The sequence below is a fragment of the Labrys sp. (in: a-proteobacteria) genome, assembly GCF_047605565.1.
Taxonomy (GTDB): domain Bacteria; phylum Pseudomonadota; class Alphaproteobacteria; order Rhizobiales; family Labraceae; genus Labrys; species Labrys neptuniae.
Genome location: NZ_JASGFM010000066.1, coordinates 1 through 20,112, shown reverse-complemented (window position 1 = coordinate 20,112; position 20,112 = coordinate 1). Strand labels below are relative to the sequence as shown.

Below are 20,112 nucleotides of genomic sequence, written 5' to 3'. Positions count from 1 at the left end.
GGCCAAGACCGATCATCTGCTCGGCCTGTTCGAGCCTTCGCACATGCAGTACGAGCATGACCGCCCCAAGGACAAGGCAGGCGAACCTTCCCTCGCGGAGATGGCGGAAAAGAGCATCGATATCCTCTCGCGCAATCCCGAAGGCTATGTCCTCCTGGTCGAGGGCGGGCGGATCGACCATGCCAGCCATGAGTCCAATGCCTATCGCACGCTCTCCGATGCCGCGGCGATGAACGAAGCCGTCAAGGCGGTTCTGCGCAAGGTCAACCTCGACGAGACCCTGATCGTGGTCACCGGCGACCACAGCCATACCCTGACGATGGCCGGCTATGCCAAGCGCGGCAACCCGATCCTCGGCATTTCCGTCGGGGTCGACGACGAACCGATCTACGGCACCGACGGCAAGACCTATACCACCATCGGCTTCGCCAACGGTCCAGGCGGCTACAAGCAGCCCAAGGAACGGCCGATGCTGACAACGGAGGAAGCCACCAAGCCCGACTTCGTGCAGCACTCGCTGGTGCCGCTGTCGAGCGAAACCCATGGCGGCGAAGATCTGGGCATCTATGCCATCGGGCCCTGGGCGCACCTGTTCCAGGGCACGGTGGAAGAGAACTACACCTTCCACGTCATGAACTTCGCCTCGAAGATCGGCGAAAGGCTGAAGGCCAAGAGCCAGCAATAACGAGGCTGGCGACAGTCGTCCCCTGCAAGTGCAGCCGGAGGAGCAATCCTCCTGCTGCCGTCGCTTTGCCAAACCTGGCTCTGCCTTCCGGCGAGGGCAGCATCGGACTCGAGTCCGATGCTGTAGGTTGTTGTTGTCATCGCTTTTGCCGAAAACCGGTGTCTATTTTTCGGCACGATGCTCTAGCAAGCTCGTTCGAGATCCAGCGTCCAGGTCTGGCCAACGAGGTCCTTGCCGAAGGAATGGTGGCGGTTTTCCGCCACCAGCTGGAAGCCTTCGGCCTGATAGATCTTCCTTGCCGCCGCCAGGACGTCGTTGGTCCATAGCGTGAGGGAGGCATAGCCGAGGGCTCGGGCGCGCTCGATGCAGGCGCGCACCAACCTCTTGCCCAGTCCATGTCCGCGGGCGCTGGGATCGACATACAGCAGGCGCAGCTTGGCAATGGAGGGGGCATCGCTCTTCATCAGGAAGATCGAGCCGACGATACGTCCGTCGAGTTCGGCAATCCAGGCATCCTCGCGCGCCGGATCGAAGTTGGCGGCAAAATCACCCAGGATGGTGGCGACCAGCCCTTCATAGGTCCAGTCCCAATCATATTCCTGGTGGTAGAGCTGGGCCTGGCGATGGATGACCCAGCCAAGATCCCCGGGCCGGGGCTTGCGGAGAATGATAGGCTGTGGCGAAGGCTCCTTTACGTCGAGCAGCTTCTTGATCTCCTGCATCGCGCCGACGAGTTGGCCGCGATCTCCGTCCCCGAGAGGGGAGAGCAGGGTGTCGAGCTGCGCGGTGGTACCGGCTTCGAGCTCGGCAAAGGCATGGCGTCCCGCAGGCGACAGCGACAGCAGATCGCGGCGGGCATGAGCAGGGTCGGTGCGGCTTTCCACCAGCCGGTGGGCCTTCAGGCGCGCGACGATCCGGCTGAGATGTGCCTTGTCCATGTCGAGGCGCCGGCCGATGTCGGCGGCCGTCTGTTCCCCGGCAGTGGCGAGCTCGTAGAGCACGCGCGCTTCCGGCAAAGGGAAGGGGCTGGCAGGCATGTGCCGATCGAGCAGGCGCAGTTTATGGGTGTAGAAGCGGTTGAAGTCACGGATATCGTCGATGACGGACATGGGAGGAGCCATTGAATGTTGACTTAGTCAACATTTGAATCAAGTGTCGATTTGTCAAACGAAATCGTGGGCCGACTCCGCTCTTTGCCGTCCGGACCCGGCGATTAAACTGTTTTGCCTGCTGGCCGATCCCTATATGAAGGCATCGGAGTTTGATCATGCCTTCTTTCCGTACCACGCGCCGCGTGAAGCATTCGCCTGCCGACATGTTCGATCTGGTGGCCGATGTCGAAAAATACCCGCTCTTCGTGCCGCTCTGCTCGGCGCTGCGGGTGCGCAGCCGCCAGCCGCAGGACGATGGACGGCTGGTCATGGTCGCCAACATGACCGTGGCCTACAAGCTGATCCGAGAAACCTTTGCCAGCCGCGTGACCATAGACAGGGACAAGCTGCAGATCCTGGTCGAATATCTCGATGGCCCCTTCAGCCATCTGGAGAATCGTTGGTCCTTCAAGGATGACGGGGCAGGGGGCTGCGTCGTCGAGTTCTTCATCGACTATAGTTTCCGCTCCCGCACGCTCGGCATGCTGATGGGGGCGATGTTCGAGGCCGCCTTCCGTCGTTTCGCCGAGGCCTTCGAGAAAAGGGCGGATGTCGTCTATGGCCGCAAGGCGATCGCGGCGTCTTAGCGCTATGGTTGCGTTCGCGTGAGGGAGCAGGAGCATCGGTTGAGGGGAGTGTCAACCTCCCGGCTGACAGCCCGCTTGCCGGCAAGCGCTTCCTTTCACGACGTCAGCCGGGAGGCCGACACTCCGGGTCCCCTTCGCATGAAAACACAACTGTAATGTTAGACGGTCACCCTGATCTCGCCGGCAAGTCTCAGCAGGAGGTCGAGAGCCTGCTCGACCGCGTGCCTGCGGATCTGTGAGCGCGACAGGTCGCCAAAGCGGCGCTCGACATGCAGGCGCGGCCCTTGACGGCTCCAGGCCGCAAAATGCACGAGGCCGACGGGCTTGGCGGCCGTGCCGCCGCCAGGGCCGGCAACGCCCGTGATCGCCACGGCCAGACCGGCGCGCGAATGGAGCACCGCTCCTTCCGCCATGGCGAAGGCGACGCTTTCGCTCACCGCGCCGTCGCGTTCGATCAGGTCCGGCGAGACGCCGAGCATCTGCGCTTTCGCCTCGTTGGAATAGGTGACGAAGCCGCGATCGACCACGTCGGACGAGCCCGGAATAGCGGTGAGGGCGCCGGCGACCAGCCCGCCGGTGCATGATTCCGCCGTTGCGGCCATGAGGCCCTTGGCTCGGCAAGCCGCGAGCACCTTGGTGGCTTGTTCGAAGAAGATCTCGTCATTCATGGCCGGTATCCTCACTCGGAGCGCGGACATCCTGTCCGCTCTTGAAAGCATAAAGTTGGAGGCAAAGAGGCGGAGATCGCGACATGCCTCCATGTCGCTGAGATGTCCGCGCTCCGATCAGCCCCAGGGCAGCCTTACGGTCGCCGATGCCATGGCGGCGATGCCTTCGCGCCGGCCGGTAAAGCCCAGGCCTTCGGTGGTGGTCGCTTTGACGCCCACCCGGTCGACGGCAATTCCGGCGATCTCGGCGATGCGCGCCCGCATGGCGTCCCGATGCGGGCCGACCTTGGGCGCTTCGCACAGCAGCGTGACGTCGAGATGGGCGATCGCGCCGCCTCGCGCTCGCACCAGGCCGACGGCGTGCGCCAGGAAGCGATCGGACGAGGCGCCCTTCCATTGCGGGTCGGAAGGCGGAAAATGCGAACCGATGTCACCGTCGCCGATCGCACCGAGAATGGCGTCCGTCAGGGCATGAAGACCGACATCGGCATCCGAATGTCCCTTCAGCGCGCGCTCATGCGGGATCTTCACGCCGTTGAGCCAGACATGGTCGCCTTCGTCGAAGGCATGGACGTCGAAGCCGGTTCCGGTTCGGATGTCGCCGAGGGCCGCCAGGTCGTTGGCCGCCTGTTCCGCCCGCTGGAAGTCGCTTTCCGTCGTCAGTTTCATGTTGGTCGCTTCGCCTTCGAAGATGTGGAGAGGATGGCCGGCCCATTCGGCGACGGCGCCATCGTCGGTCAGGGTCTCGATGCCGGCTTCGGCTGCCGCGAGATGGGAGGACAGGATCAGGTCGAAGCCGAAGGCCTGCGGCGTCTGGACGGCGCGCAGGAGGCTGCGTTCCGGGGTCGCCTTGACCCGGCCGTCCATGTCGATCTGCTTGATGGTATCGGTAACCGCCAACCCTGGCACGGCCGCCCCGTGCGCACGCGCCGCCTCGATCGCCCGGTCGATCAAAGCGGGGCTCGCGAAGGGGCGTGCGGCGTCATGCAGCAGCACGATATCGGGCCTGTCGCCATTCAGCGCCTTCAGCCCGGCGAGGCAGGACGCCTGCCGGGTGCTGCCGCCGGGAACGGAGCCCGCCTGCTTGCTGATTCCCGCCGAGCATGCGGCAAACAGGTCCTCGTCTCCCGCGCCGATCACCGTGACGATGCTGTCGATGGCGGGATGCTGCTCGAAAAGGGCGAGGGTGCGGGCGAGGACGCTTTGCCCTCCCAGAAGTCGATACTGCTTGGGAACGGCGCCACCGACCCGCGATCCGCGTCCCGCCGCGACGATCAGCGCCGCCACACGCAATTTGGCTGGAGCCTTCATGATCTTGATAACACGAACATAGATGGAATTCTTTCTCGCCACCGGCGCGGAACTTGTTACACTCGCAGACGAAGTGGCGAAATGCCTGTGGCGCAGGAAAATTGCGACCGGGCACGGTCAAGGTAGTATTTTGGTGGATCGAAGTTTGGAGGCACAAGCGCCTCGGTCGAGTGATGGTGCACATCTATCCGTGCCGCAATTACGGCAAGGAGAGCAGGCGCGCCGTCACCACACCTATGCGGCGCTTGATCTCGGCACGAATAATTGCCGCCTTCTGGTTGCGCGCCCGACGGGAGAGGGATTTCGCGTCATCGACGCCTTTTCGCGCATCGTTCGGCTCGGCGAGGGACTGGGTGCCAGCGGCAGCCTACATATCAATGCCATGGGGCGGGCTGTCGACGCCCTGGCTGTCTGTGCGCAGAAGATGCGGGACCGGCGCGTCGATCGGGCGCGGCTGATCGCCACGGAGGCCTGCCGCGCGGCCGATAACGGATTGCTCTTCGTCGAGCGCGTGCTGAAGGAAACCGGGCTCGATCTCGAGATCGTCGACCGCGAGACAGAGGCCCGGCTAGCCGCTGCCGGCTGCATCCCGCTGATCGACCGCAATCTCGACGGCGTGGTGCTTTTCGACATCGGCGGTGGGTCTTCGGAGATCGTCTGGCTCGACATCGATCCGGCCGACCGGAACCGACAGCCCAGGGTGCGCGGCTGGACGTCGCTTCCCGTCGGGGTGGTGACACTCTCCGAACGCCATGGCGGCGTCAGGGTGACGCGCGAGAGTTTCGAGCGCATGGTGGACGATGTATCGGGCATGCTGGCCTCGTTCGCGCACCGCGAAGCGATCGCCAAGCGTGTCAAGCGCCTGCATCTGCTGGGCACTTCCGGCACGGTGACCACCATGGCCGGTATTCATCTCGATCTTCCCCGCTATGACCGGCGCCGGGTGGACGGCTTGTGGATGTCGCGCGGCGAGATCGACAACGTGCTCGAACGCTTGCTGGACATGACCTATGAGGAACGCGTCGCCAATGCCTGTATCGGCCCGGAGCGGGCTGATCTGGTGATGGCCGGATGTGCCATTTTCGAAGCCATACGGCGGGCTTTTCCCTGTGAACGATTGCGCGTGGCCGATAGGGGCCTGCGCGAAGGATTATTGGTGCAGATGATGCAGGAGGATCGCGTCTGGCGTCACAATGGTGCGGGGCGCAACCCGTGAGTGGCGGAGCAGGCAAGGGTGGTTCAGGCAAGGGCAAGAACAGTTCGGGCCGGGGCAGCGGTGCGCGCGAACTGGGTGTGCGGCTGAAGACGGCGCGGGGGCGGACCCATTCCTCGCAGCTCTGGCTCGAGCGCCAGCTCAACGATCCCTATGTCGCCCGCGCCAAGCGCGAGGGACGGCGTTCGCGCGCGATCTACAAGCTGATCGAGATCAACGACAAGGCCAAGCTGCTCAAGCCCGGCCAGCGCGTGCTCGACCTTGGCGCGGCCCCCGGTGGCTGGTCGCAATTGGCGGCTGAGATCACCGATTCCGTCAACGGCCGCGGCAAGGTGGTGGCAATCGACCTCCTGCCCATCGATCCCATTCCCGGTGTCGATTTCGAGCAGATGGACTTCATGGACGATGCGGCGCCCGACCGGTTGAAGGCGATGCTCGGCGGCCCCGCCGATCTCGTGCTGTCCGACATGGCCGCCAACACGGTGGGCCATCGTGCCACTGACCATCTGCGCATCATCGCGCTGGTCGAGGCCGCGGCCTATTTCGCTGTGGAAGTGCTGGCTCCGGGCGGAGCCTTTCTCGCCAAGGTCTTCCAGGGGGGCACCGAAGGCGATGTCCTCACCTTGCTCAAGCGTGACTTCGCTGTGGTGAAGCACTTGAAGCCGGCGGCGAGCCGCGCAGGTTCCAGCGAAATGTATGTGCTTGCCACGGGATTCCGGGGCAGGAAGGAAACCGATTCCGCCGATTGAAGCTCGATTCCCGGAAGTGCGGGCATCCGGCCCGCCTTTTTCGCTTCTCTTCGCACCGCTTCCGGGAGCAGGCGGGATGCCTTGCGGCGCCCTGGAAACGCGCTCTATCCACCAAAGTTGGAAAGTTCATCGCGAGAAATCCCTGTCCGGATGACTTGATCCCGGCAGCGCGCCATTGCACAAGTGCGCAATCTCAAGTTCGGACTGATGATGGCTGATCCTCTTAAAATCGGTATTGCCGGCCTTGGCACCGTCGGTGCCTCCACCATTCGCCTTCTCGATCGTCGTGCCAATGCGCTTGCCGCCAGTTGCGGCCGGGCCGTGACGGTGACCGCCGTTTCCGCCCGCTCGCGAACGCGCGACCGCGGCCTGCCGATGGAGCGTTTCCGCTGGTTCGATGACCCCGTCGAACTGGCCCGTGATCCCGGGATCGACGTCTTCGTCGAATTGATGGGCGGTGAGGAGGGGGCGGCGCACGAGGCGGTGAAGGCGGCCCTCGATGCCGGCAAGCCGGTGGTCACCGCCAACAAGGCTCTGCTGGCGCGCCACGGCGTCGATCTCGCCAGGCGGGCCGAGAAGGCCGGCGTCGCGCTCAATTTCGAGGCGGCCGTCGCCGGCGGCGTGCCGATCATCAAGACACTGCGCGAAGCCCTAATCGGCAACAATATCGATCGCGTCTATGGCATCCTGAACGGTACCTGCAACTACATCCTGACCAAGATGGAGGCCGAGGGCCTGTCCTTCGATGCCTGCCTGAAGGAGGCGCAACGCCTGGGTTATGCCGAAGCCGATCCCACTTTCGACATTGGCGGCTTCGATACTGCCCATAAGCTTGCTTTGCTTACCAGCCTCGCCTTCGGTACGCAGGTGAACGCGGATGCCATCCATGTCGAGGGCATCGAGCGCATCACCACCGAGGATCTGCTGGCCGCCGACGAGCTCGGCTACCGCGTCAAGCTTCTGGGCGTCGCTACGCGCTCCGAAGCCGGCGTGGAGCAGCGCGTCCACCCGACCATGGTGCCGAAATCGACCCCGATCGCTCAGGTCAACGGCGTCACCAACGCGGTGGCGGTCGATGCCGATGCCGTGCCGGAACTGACCCTGGTCGGCCCGGGCGCCGGTGGAGAAGCCACGGCCTCCGCCGTGATCGGCGACATCGCCGATATCGCGCGCGGCCAGGCCGGAGCGCCGTTCGGGCGCAAGACCGGCGATCTCGAGCCCCTGCCGGCCGCCGCCATGCAGGCCCATAAGGGCGGGTATTATGTCCGCCTTTCGGTGGCGGACAGGCCGGGCGCCGCAGCAGGCATCGCCACGCGTATGGCCGAGCGGGGGATCTCGCTGGAATCGATCGTGCAGAAGCATCGGGGCGGCAAGGTCTATGGCGGCGACGATCCGAGCAAGGTCGCCGGCGCCGTGCCCGTCATCCTCATCACCTATGCCACCACCGAGGCCGATATTCGAGGGGCCGTCGATGCCATGGTTGCCGATGGCTACATCGTGGAAACGCCGCAATTGATCCGCATCGAGCGCGAGTAAGCAGCATCTCAGGGCGTGTCGCGGGGCAGGTTTGCTGCCTCGAACGCCAAGCCGTAACTGACGACACACTCTAACAACGGAGGAAGCCATGTCGGAGATTATTCAGGTCAAGCCGACGGATGTCATCGAGCGCATCCTTTCCCTTGAACTGGTCCGTGTGACCGAACGCGCCGCCGTTGCCTCGGCATTGCTGCGTGGACGAGGGGATGAAAAGGCCGCCGACAAGGCGGCGGTCGACGCCATGCGGCGCGAGCTCAACAAGATGCCGATCGACGGCACCGTGGTGATCGGCGAGGGCGAGCGCGACGAGGCGCCGATGCTGTTCATCGGTGAGAAGGTCGGCAACGGCCTGGGCCCGAAAGTCGACATCGCCGTTGACCCGCTGGAAGGCACCACGCTCTGTGCCAAGGACATGCCGGGTTCGATCGCCGTGATGGCGATGGCTTCGGCCGGCTCGCTCCTCAACGCCCCGGACGTCTACATGGACAAGATTGCCATCGGACCTGGTTACGCCGAGGGGGTCGTGGATCTCGACGCCAGTGTCGAAGACAACCTGCATGCCCTGGCCAAGGCCAAGGGCGTCAAGCCGCGCGAACTGACCGCCCTGGTGCTCGATCGTCCACGCCACGCCCCGATCATCGAGGCGATCCGCAAGGTCGGCGCTTCGATCCGCGTCATCACCGACGGCGACGTCGCGGGCGTGATCTTCACCACCAATGCCCATGAGACCGGCATCGACATCTATCTGGGCATTGGCGGCGCTCCGGAGGGCGTGCTGGCGGCTGCGGCTCTGCGCTGCGTCGGCGGCCAGATGCAGGGACGCCTCATCCTCGACACCGAGGCCAAGCGCGAACGCGCGCTGAAGATGGGCGTCACCGATCCGACCCGCAAATACAAGATGGAAGAGCTCGCTTCCGGCGACGTGATCGTCGCGGCGACCGGTGTCACCGATGGGGCTTTGCTCCAGGGCGTGAAGTTCCGCGGGCCCGTGATCACCACCGAGACGGTGATCTATCGTTCGCTCAACGGCACGGTGCGCCGTATCCACGGCGAGCATCGCCAGATGTCGAAGTTCAATCTCGACTGATGGAGATCCGTGCGCTCACGGCCGAGGATCGCCCTGCCTGGGAACCGCTCTGGCAGGGCTACCTCACTTTTTACAAGGCATCGGTGCCGGAGGAGACGACGGCGCTGACCTGGGCGCGGTTCCACGATCCTGCCGAGCCGATGTCCGCCTATGGCGCCTTCATCGATGGCCGGCTTGCCGGCATCGTGCACCTGATCCTGCATCGCTCGACCTGGACGCCGGGCCCTTATTGTTATCTGCAGGACCTGTTCACCGCCGAATGGGCTCGCCGCCGAGGTGTCGCCCGCGCCCTGATCGAATGGTCCTATCAGGAGGCCACGCGCTGGGGAGCCAGCCGCATCTACTGGCTGACCCACGAGAGCAATGTCGAGGCCCAGGCCGTTTACGATCAGGTGGCATCCCGTTCGGGCTTCATCCAATATCGCAAGATGCTGCCGGCCTGAACGGCCGGCAGGGACGTCGTCGCATCACGGCCTCGCTTCGAGGATGAGATTGAACGGTGTCTCCGTCGCACGGCGGAACCGGGTGAAACCCGCTTCATTGGCCACCTTGCGCAGGCGGGCCTCGCCGGCCTGTGCGCCGAGGGCCAGACCGACCTCCTGATCGAGCGAGGCTGGCGTGCAGATCACGGTCGAGGCGGCGTAATAGACGCGTCCGACCGGGTTGAAATTATCCTCGAGCCGGTCGTTGGCGAAGGGCTCGACCAGCATGCAGGTTCCTTCGGGCGCCATCGTGGACCTGACATGGCGCATGGCCCCGACGGGGTCGCCCATATCGTGCAGGCAATCGAAGAAGCAGACGAGATCGTAGCCGCGCGCCGGCACCGTCTTGGCGGTGCTCACCTCGAACGTGACGCGGTCGGCCATTCCCGCGGCCTCGGCGGCGCTTCTGGCGTCGTCGATCGAACCCGGATGATAGTCGAAGCCGTAGAAGCGCGAATTGGGGAAGGCCCGGGCCATGATCATGGTCGAAACGCCATGCCCACAGCCGATATCGGCAACGGTTGCGCCTTGCTCCAATTTCTCCATCACGCCCTCCAGGGCAGGCAGCCATTCCTGCACGAGATGATGGCGATAGGCGGTGCGGAAGAAACGGGCCGTACCGCAGAACAGGCATTTGTCGCGCTTGTCCCAACCGACCCCCTTGCCGGTGCGGAACGCATCGGAGATGGCGGGTTCGTCTCGCAGGGTCGCGGCGACGAGATCGCCCACGGCGCCCAGGAAGACCGGGCTGTCCTCGTCGGCGAAGACCGCCGCCTGTTCCGGTTGCATGGAAAAGTGGCCCGTCCCCGGATCGTAGACCACATAGTCCGATGCGGCCTGCGCGGCGAGCCATTCGCGGATGTAGCGCTCGGATGTCCCGGTCTTCTCGGCGAGTTGCTGGGAGGTCATCGGCCCGGCCTCGGCGAGGGCCTTGTAGAGGCCGAGCTTGTCCCCGATGAGGAGCAGCGATGCGTTCATCGCGGCCCCGACATCGCTGAGCATCTTGCCCATGAAGGCGTTGAGTTTGTCCGGGTCTATCGTTGCATTCTGTAAGGCCATCGCTGTTCTCCTGTCGTCGAATGCGGCCTGCCGCCGCCGGCACCGGACTCCCTTGGCGATGCGATCCTTGCGTCCTTCGTTTCGAGACACGCGTGAGGTATCGCTGTCTGACGACAGCGATCCGCAACTTGAACCGTGAAAATTGACGACGCTTGAACTGGCTCGATCACGAGACGAAAGCGGAAGGCTTGCATGACGCCCGCGCCGGGAACCCATGCCGGCAACGATGACATCTTCGTCCTGGCTGGATCTTTCGTTACAACCCTGATTTGTGCGCAGCGAATACTACCACAGCAGGATGGGCACTGCTCTTGGCCTTTAGGCGGATGCCGCAGCGTCGTTACGGACAAAATCTCCGGCTTGCGGCCGATGGGCTGGCCATTTTTCGAGGCTTCGATTAGATCACCGGCATGTCACCACCCGCACCAGCATCCGGACAGCCTGGCCCGCAGCCCTTGTCCGTCTTCATCATCGCCTTCAACGAGGCCGATCGCATCGGTGCGACGATCGAGGCCGCGCGTGGCCTGACGGATGACCTGATCGTGGTCGATTCAGGCTCCACCGACGGCACGCAGGCGATCGCCGAAAAGCTCGGCGCCAGGGTGATCCACAATCCCTGGCCCGGGTATGGTCCGCAAAAGCGCTTTGCCGAGACGCAGTGCCGGCACAACTGGATTCTCAATATCGATGCCGACGAGGTGATATCACCGCAGCTGGCGGCCGAGATCCGTGACCTGTTCTCGGGCGACGGGCCTCAGGCCGATGGCTACGAGATCGACATCGCCGAGATCTTTCCGGGGGAAAGGGAGCCCCATCCATGGGGATACACGCTGGCACCGGTGCGGCTCTATCGATTCGATCGCGGCCGTTATGCCGATTCGACCGTGCATGACCGGGTGCACTTCAACGATCAACCGCGGATCGCACGGCTGAAGGGACGCATTCATCATTATTCGATCCGTTCGCTCGGCGATGAAATCGCCAAGTTGAACGCCTATACCGAGCAGCAGGCCGAAGATCTCGACAAGAGAGGCAAGACACTCAGCAGCTGGCGAATTCTGACCGAATTCCCCCTCAACTTCCTGAAGGCCTATATTGGGCGTCGTCATTTCGTACGCGGCCTCTACGGCATCGCGACGGCGACGAACTATGCCTATTTCCGTTTTCTTCGCCTGGCCAAGCATATGGAGCGACGTCGCCTGCGCAAACTTCGGTGATGCCATATCATTTGGCTTGTCTTCGGGAGGCGAAGGAGGGACAGTCCGCCTACATCATTCTCGAGGGGCGATGCGATGAGCGGCAAACCCGAATTCGATGCGCAGGCGGTCATCGATGCGATGGCACCGATGATCGGAATCGAAGTGGATCCCGATTTTCGCGAGGGCGTCGCCGCCAATCTGAAACTGACCGCCGATCTGGCACAGCTGGTGCTGTCCTTCCCGATCGAGGATGGCAATCAGCCCGCTGCGGTCTTCGAAGCATGACCAGCCTGCTCGATCAGGGCTGCTCGCCGCAACTGGGCATTCTGGAAATCTCCACCGGCATCCGCAGCGGCCGCTTCACGGCCCGCGCGGCGATCGAGCACACGCTTGCGCGCATCGAGCGGCTGGACGGCAAAGTCGGGGCCTTTACGGCGCTGCTCACCGAGCGCGCGCTGGCACGGGCCGACGCCATCGATGCCCGCCATGCCGCCGGCAAACCGGTCGGGGCCCTGGCCGGCGTGCCCTTCGCCGTGAAGAACCTCTACGATATCGCCGGTCTCGTCACCCTTGCCGGCTCCCGGATCAATCGGGACAATCCGCCCGCCACGCGGGACGCGACGTTGATCGAGCGTCTGGAAGGGCAGGGGGCGATCTGCGTGGGGGCGCTCAATATGAGCGAATACGCCTATGATTTCACCGGCCAGAACCCGCATGAGGCGCCCTCGCGAAACCCCCATGCCCTCGACCACCTGGCGGGAGGGTCTTCCAGCGGTCCGGCAAGTGCGGTGGCGGCGGGTTTCGTGCCCCTGGCCCTCGGCAGCGACACCAATGGCGCCATCCGCGTGCCAGCCTCGCTGTGCGGATTGTTCGGCTTGAAGCCGACCTTCGGGCGGCTCAGCCGCGCACGAAGTTTTCCATTCGTCGCCAGTCTCGATCACATGGGGCCGCTGGCCCGTTCGGCGCGTGACCTGGCTTTCGCCTATGATGCCATGCAGGGGCCCGATCCCGACGATCCGAGTTGTGCTCAGCGACCGGTGCAGCCGGCTCTGTTCGAACTCGGCCGTGGCATCGAGGGGCTGCGCATCGCCGTGGCGGATGGTTACTTCCGCCCGGAGGGCAATCGCGACGCTTTGGAGGCCGTACGGCGCTGCGCCAAGGCGCTCGACGCCAGCGAGGTCGTGGAGATCCCCCAGGCGGCCGTCGCCCGGGCAGCGGCCTTCCTGATCACCATAACCGAAGCTGGGGCGCTGCACCGCGACCGGTTGCGCGCCCGTGCCAAGGATTTCGCGCCAGGTGTCCGGGACCGGTTGATAGCGGGCAACATGGTGCCGGCGACCTGGGTAAGCGCGGCGCATCGCTTTCGTCATTGGTTCCAGGCGGAGATGCATCGCATCTTCGAGCGAATCGATCTGATTCTGGCGCCGGCGACACCTTGTCGTGCCCCCGGAATCGACGCGACCACCATCGAGGTCGGCGGTCAGGCCGTGCCTGTTCGCGCGAATCTGGGGCTGTTCACCCAGCCGATTTCCTTTATTGGACTGCCTGTGGTCACGGTACCGCTCTGGAACGAGGGCGAGAGGCTCCCCATCGGCGTACAGATCATCGCCCCCGCCTGGCGGGAGGATCTGGCCTTGCGGGCCGCTTGGGCGCTGGAAACGGCGGGAGTGGTGCGGGCACCGGTTGCCGATATCGAATGATGCCCGGTCCGCCGGGCAACAGCCTTTTGCGATTTGGTGCGATCGCCAGGAACGCAATGCCCCGTGGAACCAAAGAGTGAGAGTAGGCAAACGCCAAACGCGCTTTGCTCGAAGGAAAAGCAGACATAATGGTGAGTTCTTTGTTGCGTGCCATCGGGCTGGGGGCGCTTGCGGTAGGGTTGTGCTGGAGCGCCTTGCCGCAGCAAGCCCTAGCTGCCGCCATGGATTTCAAGGTGGTGAGCCTGTCCCTCGGCACCAGATGCGGCAAGCGCTGCCCCAGCCTGATGGTTGCCAATGGCGAGATGACGAGCGGCACGGTGGAACGTTTCATTGCCTTCGCTCAGCAGGCCTCGAAACTCGGCACCAGCAATGTGCTGATCATTGATTCGCCCGGTGGCCATCTGGTCGAGGGGGTCAATCTGGGCCATGTGCTGCGCAAATTGCGCACGAGCGTCTTCGTCGGGCGGGTTATCACGCTGGGCGGGCAGCCGGTTGCCGTCAACGGCTCCTGCATGTCGGCCTGCGTCTATGCGCTGATGGGGGGCAATAAGCGATTCGTCCCCACGGGATCGCGAGTCGGCGTGCACCGCGAATATCTGCCCAACAGTTCCGGCAGCGATCCGCTCTCGGTTCTGCGCAGCACGCGGCGATTCCCCGAAGTGACCCAGATGCTGCGTGCCTATTCGAAAAAAATGGGCGTGAACCCCGCTTTGATCGATCTGGCCGAGCAATATGGCGTCGGAAGCATCCGAATTCTGACGCCTGAGGACATCAGACGCTTTCGGCTGGCCCGCATTGCGAACTGAATTTCAAGTGCGTTGCGAATTGACGCTTGACACTGTGCGGGAGGCCCTCTAATCACCGCGCCACGCCAGCACGGTTCGCCGCCGCTGACGAGAGACGGGGGTGTAGCTCAGTTGGTTAGAGCGTCGGCCTGTCACGCCGAAGGTCGCGGGTTCAAGTCCCGTCACTCTCGCCATTTTGTGACAAAAAGCCAGCCTTCGGGCTGGCTTTTGCATTTTCAGCCCGGCAATATTCGCAAGCGTTCGGTTGCAGGCAGGCAGTGTCTTGCAACTCATAACGGCTATGCGCCAAGATCATGCCAGAATCGCCCGATATCCTGCCGCAGTGCGGTAGGAATCTCTTGGCTGGAACGCTTCCAAGCTTGCGCCTCCCATAGCCGTGGTTTAAGGCTCGCTGCAGGTCGTCCACGACGCAGCGTGAAGGTGGTTTTCCAAAGCGCTGTAGAGGGATGACCGGCGTGAGCGCCGCTGTCGAAGCGTGCCCATGCCCGTATCGTCCAAACGTGGCGACCCCGAGTTCAAGCGCTCCCGGTCGATCACAGCTGGAGCAAAGCGCGTTTCAGCGAAAGCGCCGCATTGCTCCAACTCTTTGTCTCGACGCGTCTTTGCGATTCTTGGTGAGCGCACCGGGGCGCAAAACGCTATAGGGTTCGTGCTGATGGACAACCTTCTTGCCGGCTATCTGCCGCTTATCATCTTCATCGGGGTCTCGGCCGTCATCGGCCTGGCGCTTCTGGTGGCGCCCTTCCTCGTGGCGTATCAGCGCCCGGATCCGGAAAAGCTCTCCGCCTATGAGTGCGGGTTCAATGCCTTCGACGACGCGCGCATGAAGTTCGATGTGCGCTTCTATCTTGTGTCGATCCTGTTCATCATCTTCGATCTCGAAGTGGCATTCCTGTTCCCCTGGGCGATCACGTTCAAGGAAGTCGGCCTGTTCGGCTTCACTTCGATGATGATTTTCCTGGCCGTGCTGACCATCGGCTTCGTTTATGAGTGGAAGAAGGGCGCGCTCGAATGGGATTGAACCTGGAGACATCAGGCGGCACGCTGGTGGCGCCGGCGCCCAAGGGCATCATCGACCCGAATACCGGCAAGCCGGTTGGGTCGACGGACCCGTTTTTCGTCGACATCAATGCCGAGCTGGCTGATCGCGGCTTCCTCGTCACTTCCGCCGACAACCTGATCAACTGGGCCCGCACCGGCTCGCTGATGTGGATGACTTTCGGCCTCGCCTGCTGCGCGGTCGAGATGATGCAGGTCTCGATGCCGCGCTATGATGTCGAGCGCTTCGGCTTCGCCCCGCGCGCTTCACCGCGCCAGTCGGACGTGATGATCGTCGCAGGCACGCTGACCAACAAGATGGCGCCGGCCCTGCGCAAGGTCTACGACCAGATGCCCGAGCCGCGCTACGTCATCTCGATGGGCTCCTGCGCCAATGGCGGCGGCTACTATCACTATTCCTATGCTGTCGTGCGCGGCTGCGACCGCATCGTGCCGGTCGACATCTACGTTCCCGGCTGCCCGCCCACGGCCGAAGCGCTGCTCTATGGCGTGCTGCTGCTGCAGAAGAAGATTCGCCGTACCGGCACCATCGAGCGTTGAGCGGAGCTGACATGGCAAACTCTGAAACTCTGCAGGGGATCGGCGAGGCGCTTCAGGCTGCCTTCCCGCAGGCCGTCTCCAATGTCGTGCATGCTTTTGGCGAACTGACCGTCACCACCGATCCCGACAATATCCTGGCGGTGCTCAAGCACCTCAGGGACGATGCCGGCACGCGCTTCGTTTCGATCATCGATGTCTGCGGGGCCGATTATCCGGCGCGTGAAAAGCGCTTCGACGTGGTCTATCACCTGCTGTCGCCGACCAAGAACGCGCGCATCCGCGTGAAGGTGGAAACCGACGAGGCGACCCCGGTTCCCTCGGCTGTCGCACTGTTCCCCGGCGTGCTCTGGTTCGAGCGCGAAGCCTACGATCTCTACGGCATCCTGTTCACCGGCCATCCGGACCTGCGCCGGTTGCTGACCGACTACGGCTTCGACGGCCATCCCTTGCGCAAGGACTTCCCGATGACCGGGTTCGTCGAGGTGCGCTGGGACGACGAGGCCAAGCGCGTGGTCTACGAACCTGTCAGGCTCAATCAGGAATTCCGCAACTTCGATTTCCTGTCGCCATGGGAAGGGACGGATTATGTCCTGCCCGGCGACGAGAAGGCGAAGGCGAGCTGACGCGCTCCCGCGCGCCGGATCAGGACTAGCAAGACTCTCGAAATGGCTCCGAACCAGCTGGCCAACTCGGAAAGTTTGGAAACGACATGAACGACCAACCGCATCTACGCAATTTTGCGATCAATTTCGGCCCGCAGCATCCGGCGGCCCACGGCGTGTTGCGTCTGGTCATGGAGCTCGACGGCGAAGTGGTCGAGCGTGTCGATCCCCATATCGGCTTGCTGCATCGCGGTACCGAGAAGCTGATCGAAGCCAAGACCTTCATGCAGGCCATTCCCTATTTCGATCGGCTCGATTACGTCGCGCCGATGAACCAGGAGCATGCCTATTGCCTGGCCATCGAGCGTCTGCTCGGTATCGAGGTACCCAAGCGCGGGCAGCTCATCCGCGTGCTCTATTCCGAGATCGGACGCCTGCTTTCGCATCTGCTCAACGTCACCACCCAGGCCATGGACGTCGGCGCGCTGACCCCGCCGCTGTGGGGCTTCGAAGAGCGCGAGAAGCTGATGATCTTCTACGAGCGTGCTTCGGGCAGCCGCATGCATGCCGCCTATTTCCGCACCGGCGGTGTTCACCAGGACCTGCCGCCTGAACTGATCGACGATATCGAAGCCTTCTGCGATCCCTTCCTCAAGGTCTGCGACGATCTGGAAGGCCTGCTCACCGACAACCGCATCTTCAAGCAGCGCAATGTCGATATCGGCATCGTGTCGCTCGACGATGCCTGGGCCTGGGGCTATTCGGGCGTGATGGTGCGTGGCTCGGGGGCCGCCTGGGACCTGCGCAAGTCGCAGCCCTATGAATGCTATGCCGAGCTCGATTTCGACATTCCGATCGGCAAGAACGGTGACAATTACGACCGCTACTGCATCCGCATGGAAGAGATGCGCCAGTCGATCCGCATCATGAAGCAGTGCTGCGCGCTGCTGCGTGCAACGAGTGGGCCGGTTTCGGCCGCCGACAACAAGGTCGTGCCACCCAAGCGCGGCGAGATGAAGCGTTCGATGGAAGCGCTCATCCACCATTTCAAGCTCTACACCGAGGGCTATCATGTGCCCGCCGGCGAGGTCTATGCGGCGGTCGAGGCGCCAAAGGGCGAATTCGGCGTCTATCTGGTCTCGGATGGCGGCAACAAGCCCTATCGCTGCAAGATCCGCGCGCCGGGTTTTGCACATCTGCAGTCGATGGATTGGCTGTGCCGCGGCTACATGCTGGCCGACGTTTCCGCCATTCTCGGTTCTCTCGACATCGTGTTCGGCGAAGTCGATCGTTGATTTGGGTCGCAGCCGGCGTTGAACCGGTTGCAAAAGCGTCTTGCGATTTGAGGGGATCACCACGAATCGCAAAGACGCGTCGAAACCAGGAGTGAGAGCAACAGTACGTTTGCCAAGACGCACTTTGCTCTAGCAGTTAAAGAGGAATGCGCATGTCCGTCCGCAGGCTCGCGCCCCAGGAACTCCAGCCGGCAAGCTTTGCCTTCACGTCCGAAAACGAGGCGTGGGTGGAAAAGCAGATTGCCAAATACCCGCCCGGCCGCCAGGCCTCGGCGGTGATACCGCTGTTGTGGAAGGCGCAGGAACAGGCCGGTGGCTGGGTGTCCCAGGCAGCGATCGAGGTGATCGCGGCGCGTCTGGGCATGGCGAAGATCCGCGTTCTGGAGATCGCGACCTTCTACACCATGTTCAACCTGGAGCCGGTGGGCAAATATTTCATACAGCTCTGCGGTACCACGCCCTGCCAGCTGCGCGGCGCCGAGGCGATCCGCGACGTGGTCAAGAAACGCGTCGGTCCGGAACGTCATGTGACCGCCGATGGCAATTTCTCATGGCTGGAGGTCGAGTGCCTCGGGGCTTGCTGCAATGCGCCGATGGTGCAGATCAACGCCGATTTCTATGAAGATCTCACTCCCGAGATCATGGAACGCATCATCGACGATCTCGCTGCCGGCAAGGAAGTGAAGCCGGGGCCACAGAACGGCCGCTTCTCGTCCGAGCCGGAAGGAGGCGCCCAGACCCTGAACGACCCGGCGCTCTATGACGGCTCGGTCATCGGCTCCTGGAAAAAGCGCTTCGAGGAAGAAAAGGCCAAGCTGGAAGCCGCGAAGGCCGAGGCAGCCAAGGCGGAAGCTGCAAAGGCTGCCGGTACACCTCCTCCTCCTGCTCCCGCTACGACGGCGGCACCTGTAGCTGCAGCTCCGGCGGCAGCGCCAGCCCCCGCCGCACCGGTGCCCGCTCCTGTTTCCGATGATCACAAGCCGGTCCTGCTGAAGGCCGCTCGCGAGGGCGGGCCTGACGATCTCAAGCTGATCCACGGCGTTGGTCCCAAGCTCGAGGAAATGCTGCACCAGATGGGTGTCTATCACTTCGATCAGATCGCCGCCTGGAACGACAGCAACCTTGCCTGGGTCGACCAGAATCTCGGGGCTTTCAAGGGTAGGGCCCTGCGGGACGGCTGGATCGAGCAGGCCAAGAAACTCGCGACCGGCTGGCGTCCCGAAAACCCGGCCGGCGAGAAGTTGGATTGAAGTGGGCGGGAAGGGGCATGACGCCATCCTTCCCACCTGAGCGTTTTAAGAAGTTTCATTATTGACAGGTTCGCCATGCTTGCTGATCGCGACCGCATCTTCACCAATCTCTACGGCCTCCAGTCACCCGGACTGCAGGCGGCCATCAAGCGTGGCTCGTGGGACGGTACCAAGCAGATCCTCGAGATGGGCCAGGACTGGATCATCAACGAGATGAAGGCTTCGGGCCTGCGGGGACGCGGCGGCGCCGGCTTCCCCACCGGCCTGAAATGGTCCTTCATGCCGAAGAAATCGGATGGCCGGCCGAGTTATCTCGTCGTCAATGCCGACGAGTCCGAGCCGGGCACCTGCAAGGATCGCGAGATCATGCGGCATGATCCGCAGCATCTGGTCGAAGGCTGCCTGATCGCCTCCTTCGCCATGAATGCGCATGCCTGCTATATCTATATCCGCGGCGAATATATCCGTGAGCGCGAGGCCCTGCAGCGCGCCGTCGACGAGGCCTACGAAGCCGGCCTGATCGGCAAGAACAACAAGCACGGCTGGGATTTCGATCTCTACGTCCACCATGGCGCCGGTGCCTATATCTGCGGCGAGGAGACCGCGCTGCTCGAAAGCCTCGAGGGCAAGAAGGGCATGCCGCGCATGAAGCCGCCCTTCCCGGCGAATATGGGCCTTTATGGTTGCCCGACCACGGTGAACAACGTCGAGTCGATCGCCGTCGCCCCCACCATCCTGCGGCGCGGGGCAGGCTGGTTCGCCGGCATCGGCAACCCCAACAATGTCGGCACCAAGCTCTTCTGCGTGTCGGGGCATGTGAACAAGCCCTGCAACGTCGAAGAGGCAATGGGCATTCCCTTCCGCGAACTGATCGAGCGCCATTGCGGCGGCATCCGCGGCGGCTGGGACAATCTGAAGGCGGTCATTCCGGGCGGATCGTCGGTGCGCATGGTGCCGGCCGAACAGATCATCGACACGCCGATGGATTTCGACTCGCTCTCGAAATTGCGCTCGGGTCTGGGCACCGCCGCCGTCATCGTGATGGACAAGTCCACCGACGTGGTGCGTACGATCGCCCGGCTTGCCTATTTCTACAAGCATGAGAGCTGCGGCCAGTGCACGCCCTGCCGCGA

21 protein-coding genes and 1 tRNA gene are annotated in these 20,112 nt (G+C 63.3%); 18 read left to right on the top strand and 4 right to left on the bottom strand.

What is annotated here, in order from left to right; translation table 11 throughout:
* A partial coding sequence (locus tag QM672_RS31355) for an alkaline phosphatase (protein WP_415087255.1) occupies window positions 1–685 on the top strand: 685 nt, incomplete at its 5' end.
* A 182-nt stretch (window positions 686–867) separates the two neighbouring features.
* Here QM672_RS31355 and QM672_RS31350 read toward each other — a convergent pair.
* Window positions 868–1,794 carry a bifunctional helix-turn-helix transcriptional regulator/GNAT family N-acetyltransferase gene (locus QM672_RS31350; protein ID WP_415087254.1) on the bottom strand — a complete coding sequence of 309 codons (927 nt, stop codon included), beginning with the start codon at window positions 1,792–1,794 and terminating at the stop codon, window positions 868–870.
* 158 nt (window positions 1,795–1,952) lie between these two features.
* On the opposite strand from QM672_RS31350, the gene QM672_RS31345 reads away from it, so the two are divergent.
* Window positions 1,953–2,423 (top strand): type II toxin-antitoxin system RatA family toxin, encoded by a 471-nt coding sequence (locus tag QM672_RS31345; RefSeq protein ID WP_415087253.1) that lies wholly within the window; start codon window positions 1,953–1,955, stop codon window positions 2,421–2,423.
* A gap of 158 nt (window positions 2,424–2,581) precedes the next feature.
* On the opposite strand, the gene QM672_RS31340 is transcribed toward QM672_RS31345, so the two are convergent.
* Window positions 2,582–3,091: a CinA family protein gene (locus QM672_RS31340; protein WP_415087252.1), complete on the bottom strand. Its 510-nt coding sequence runs from the start codon at window positions 3,089–3,091 to the stop codon at window positions 2,582–2,584.
* Between the two features lie 117 nt (window positions 3,092–3,208).
* Window positions 3,209–4,402, bottom strand: coding sequence for a bifunctional 2-C-methyl-D-erythritol 4-phosphate cytidylyltransferase/2-C-methyl-D-erythritol 2,4-cyclodiphosphate synthase (locus tag QM672_RS31335; RefSeq protein WP_415087251.1), 1,194 nt, complete (start codon window positions 4,400–4,402; stop codon window positions 3,209–3,211).
* A gap of 22 nt (window positions 4,403–4,424) precedes the next feature.
* Between QM672_RS31335 and QM672_RS31330 the strand changes: the two genes are divergently transcribed.
* The 5 genes from QM672_RS31330 to QM672_RS31310 all read left to right on the top strand — a co-directional run bounded on the left by QM672_RS31330 (window position 4,425) and on the right by QM672_RS31310 (window position 9,430).
* Entirely contained in the window at window positions 4,425–5,618 is a 1,194-nt protein-coding gene (locus QM672_RS31330; RefSeq protein ID WP_394309220.1) for a Ppx/GppA phosphatase family protein, read from the top strand.
* Window positions 5,615–6,364, top strand: coding sequence for an RlmE family RNA methyltransferase (locus QM672_RS31325; protein WP_311938175.1), 750 nt, complete (start codon window positions 5,615–5,617; stop codon window positions 6,362–6,364). The genes QM672_RS31330 and QM672_RS31325 overlap by 4 nt, the downstream gene beginning before the upstream one ends.
* A 210-nt stretch (window positions 6,365–6,574) precedes the next feature.
* Window positions 6,575–7,900: a homoserine dehydrogenase gene (locus QM672_RS31320; RefSeq protein WP_311938177.1), complete on the top strand. Its 1,326-nt coding sequence runs from the start codon at window positions 6,575–6,577 to the stop codon at window positions 7,898–7,900.
* An 88-nt stretch (window positions 7,901–7,988) separates the two neighbouring features.
* Window positions 7,989–8,987, top strand: coding sequence for a class II fructose-bisphosphatase (glpX, locus tag QM672_RS31315; protein ID WP_311938179.1), 999 nt, complete (start codon window positions 7,989–7,991; stop codon window positions 8,985–8,987).
* Window positions 8,987–9,430, top strand: a complete 444-nt coding sequence (locus QM672_RS31310; protein ID WP_311938180.1) for a GNAT family N-acetyltransferase — start codon at window positions 8,987–8,989, stop codon at window positions 9,428–9,430. The genes glpX and QM672_RS31310 overlap by 1 nt, the downstream gene beginning before the upstream one ends.
* Window positions 9,431–9,454: 24 nt before the next feature.
* Here the strand turns inward: QM672_RS31310 and QM672_RS31305 are convergent, their stop codons facing one another.
* Entirely contained in the window at window positions 9,455–10,528 is a 1,074-nt protein-coding gene (locus QM672_RS31305; protein WP_367622601.1) for a class I SAM-dependent methyltransferase, read from the bottom strand.
* Window positions 10,529–10,938: 410 nt separating this feature from the next.
* Between QM672_RS31305 and QM672_RS31300 the strand changes: the two genes are divergently transcribed.
* The 11 genes from QM672_RS31300 to nuoF form a co-directional block, all read left to right on the top strand.
* A complete protein-coding gene (locus tag QM672_RS31300; RefSeq protein ID WP_367622602.1) occupies window positions 10,939–11,745 on the top strand; it encodes a glycosyltransferase family 2 protein in 807 nt (268 codons plus the stop codon).
* Between the two features lie 75 nt (window positions 11,746–11,820).
* The gene (locus tag QM672_RS31295) at window positions 11,821–12,012 is read left to right on the top strand and encodes a DUF4089 domain-containing protein (RefSeq protein WP_311938184.1); all 192 of its coding nucleotides are present in this window, start codon (window positions 11,821–11,823) and stop codon (window positions 12,010–12,012) included.
* Window positions 12,009–13,427: an AtzE family amidohydrolase gene (locus QM672_RS31290; protein WP_311938185.1), complete on the top strand. Its 1,419-nt coding sequence runs from the start codon at window positions 12,009–12,011 to the stop codon at window positions 13,425–13,427. The genes QM672_RS31295 and QM672_RS31290 overlap by 4 nt, the downstream gene beginning before the upstream one ends.
* Window positions 13,428–13,555: 128 nt before the next feature.
* A complete protein-coding gene (locus QM672_RS31285; protein WP_415087250.1) occupies window positions 13,556–14,233 on the top strand; it encodes a hypothetical protein in 678 nt (225 codons plus the stop codon).
* Window positions 14,234–14,329: 96 nt separating this feature from the next.
* Window positions 14,330–14,406, top strand: a tRNA-Asp gene (locus QM672_RS31280).
* 482 nt (window positions 14,407–14,888) lie between these two features.
* Window positions 14,889–15,254, top strand: coding sequence for an NADH-quinone oxidoreductase subunit A (locus QM672_RS31275; RefSeq protein ID WP_068282520.1), 366 nt, complete (start codon window positions 14,889–14,891; stop codon window positions 15,252–15,254).
* Entirely contained in the window at window positions 15,245–15,832 is a 588-nt protein-coding gene (locus QM672_RS31270; protein ID WP_068282522.1) for a NuoB/complex I 20 kDa subunit family protein, read from the top strand. Before QM672_RS31275 ends, QM672_RS31270 begins: the two co-directional genes overlap by 10 nt.
* An 11-nt stretch (window positions 15,833–15,843) precedes the next feature.
* Window positions 15,844–16,455 carry an NADH-quinone oxidoreductase subunit C gene (locus tag QM672_RS31265; RefSeq protein WP_311938188.1) on the top strand — a complete coding sequence of 204 codons (612 nt, stop codon included), beginning with the start codon at window positions 15,844–15,846 and terminating at the stop codon, window positions 16,453–16,455.
* 86 nt (window positions 16,456–16,541) lie between these two features.
* Window positions 16,542–17,729, top strand: a complete 1,188-nt coding sequence (locus tag QM672_RS31260; RefSeq protein ID WP_311938189.1) for an NADH-quinone oxidoreductase subunit D — start codon at window positions 16,542–16,544, stop codon at window positions 17,727–17,729.
* Window positions 17,730–17,881: 152 nt separating this feature from the next.
* Window positions 17,882–18,979 carry an NADH-quinone oxidoreductase subunit NuoE gene (gene nuoE, locus QM672_RS31255; RefSeq protein WP_311938190.1) on the top strand — a complete coding sequence of 366 codons (1,098 nt, stop codon included), beginning with the start codon at window positions 17,882–17,884 and terminating at the stop codon, window positions 18,977–18,979.
* Window positions 18,980–19,054: 75 nt separating this feature from the next.
* On the top strand, window positions 19,055–20,112 hold a 1,058-nt coding region (nuoF, locus tag QM672_RS31250; RefSeq protein ID WP_415087249.1), incomplete at its 3' end, for an NADH-quinone oxidoreductase subunit NuoF.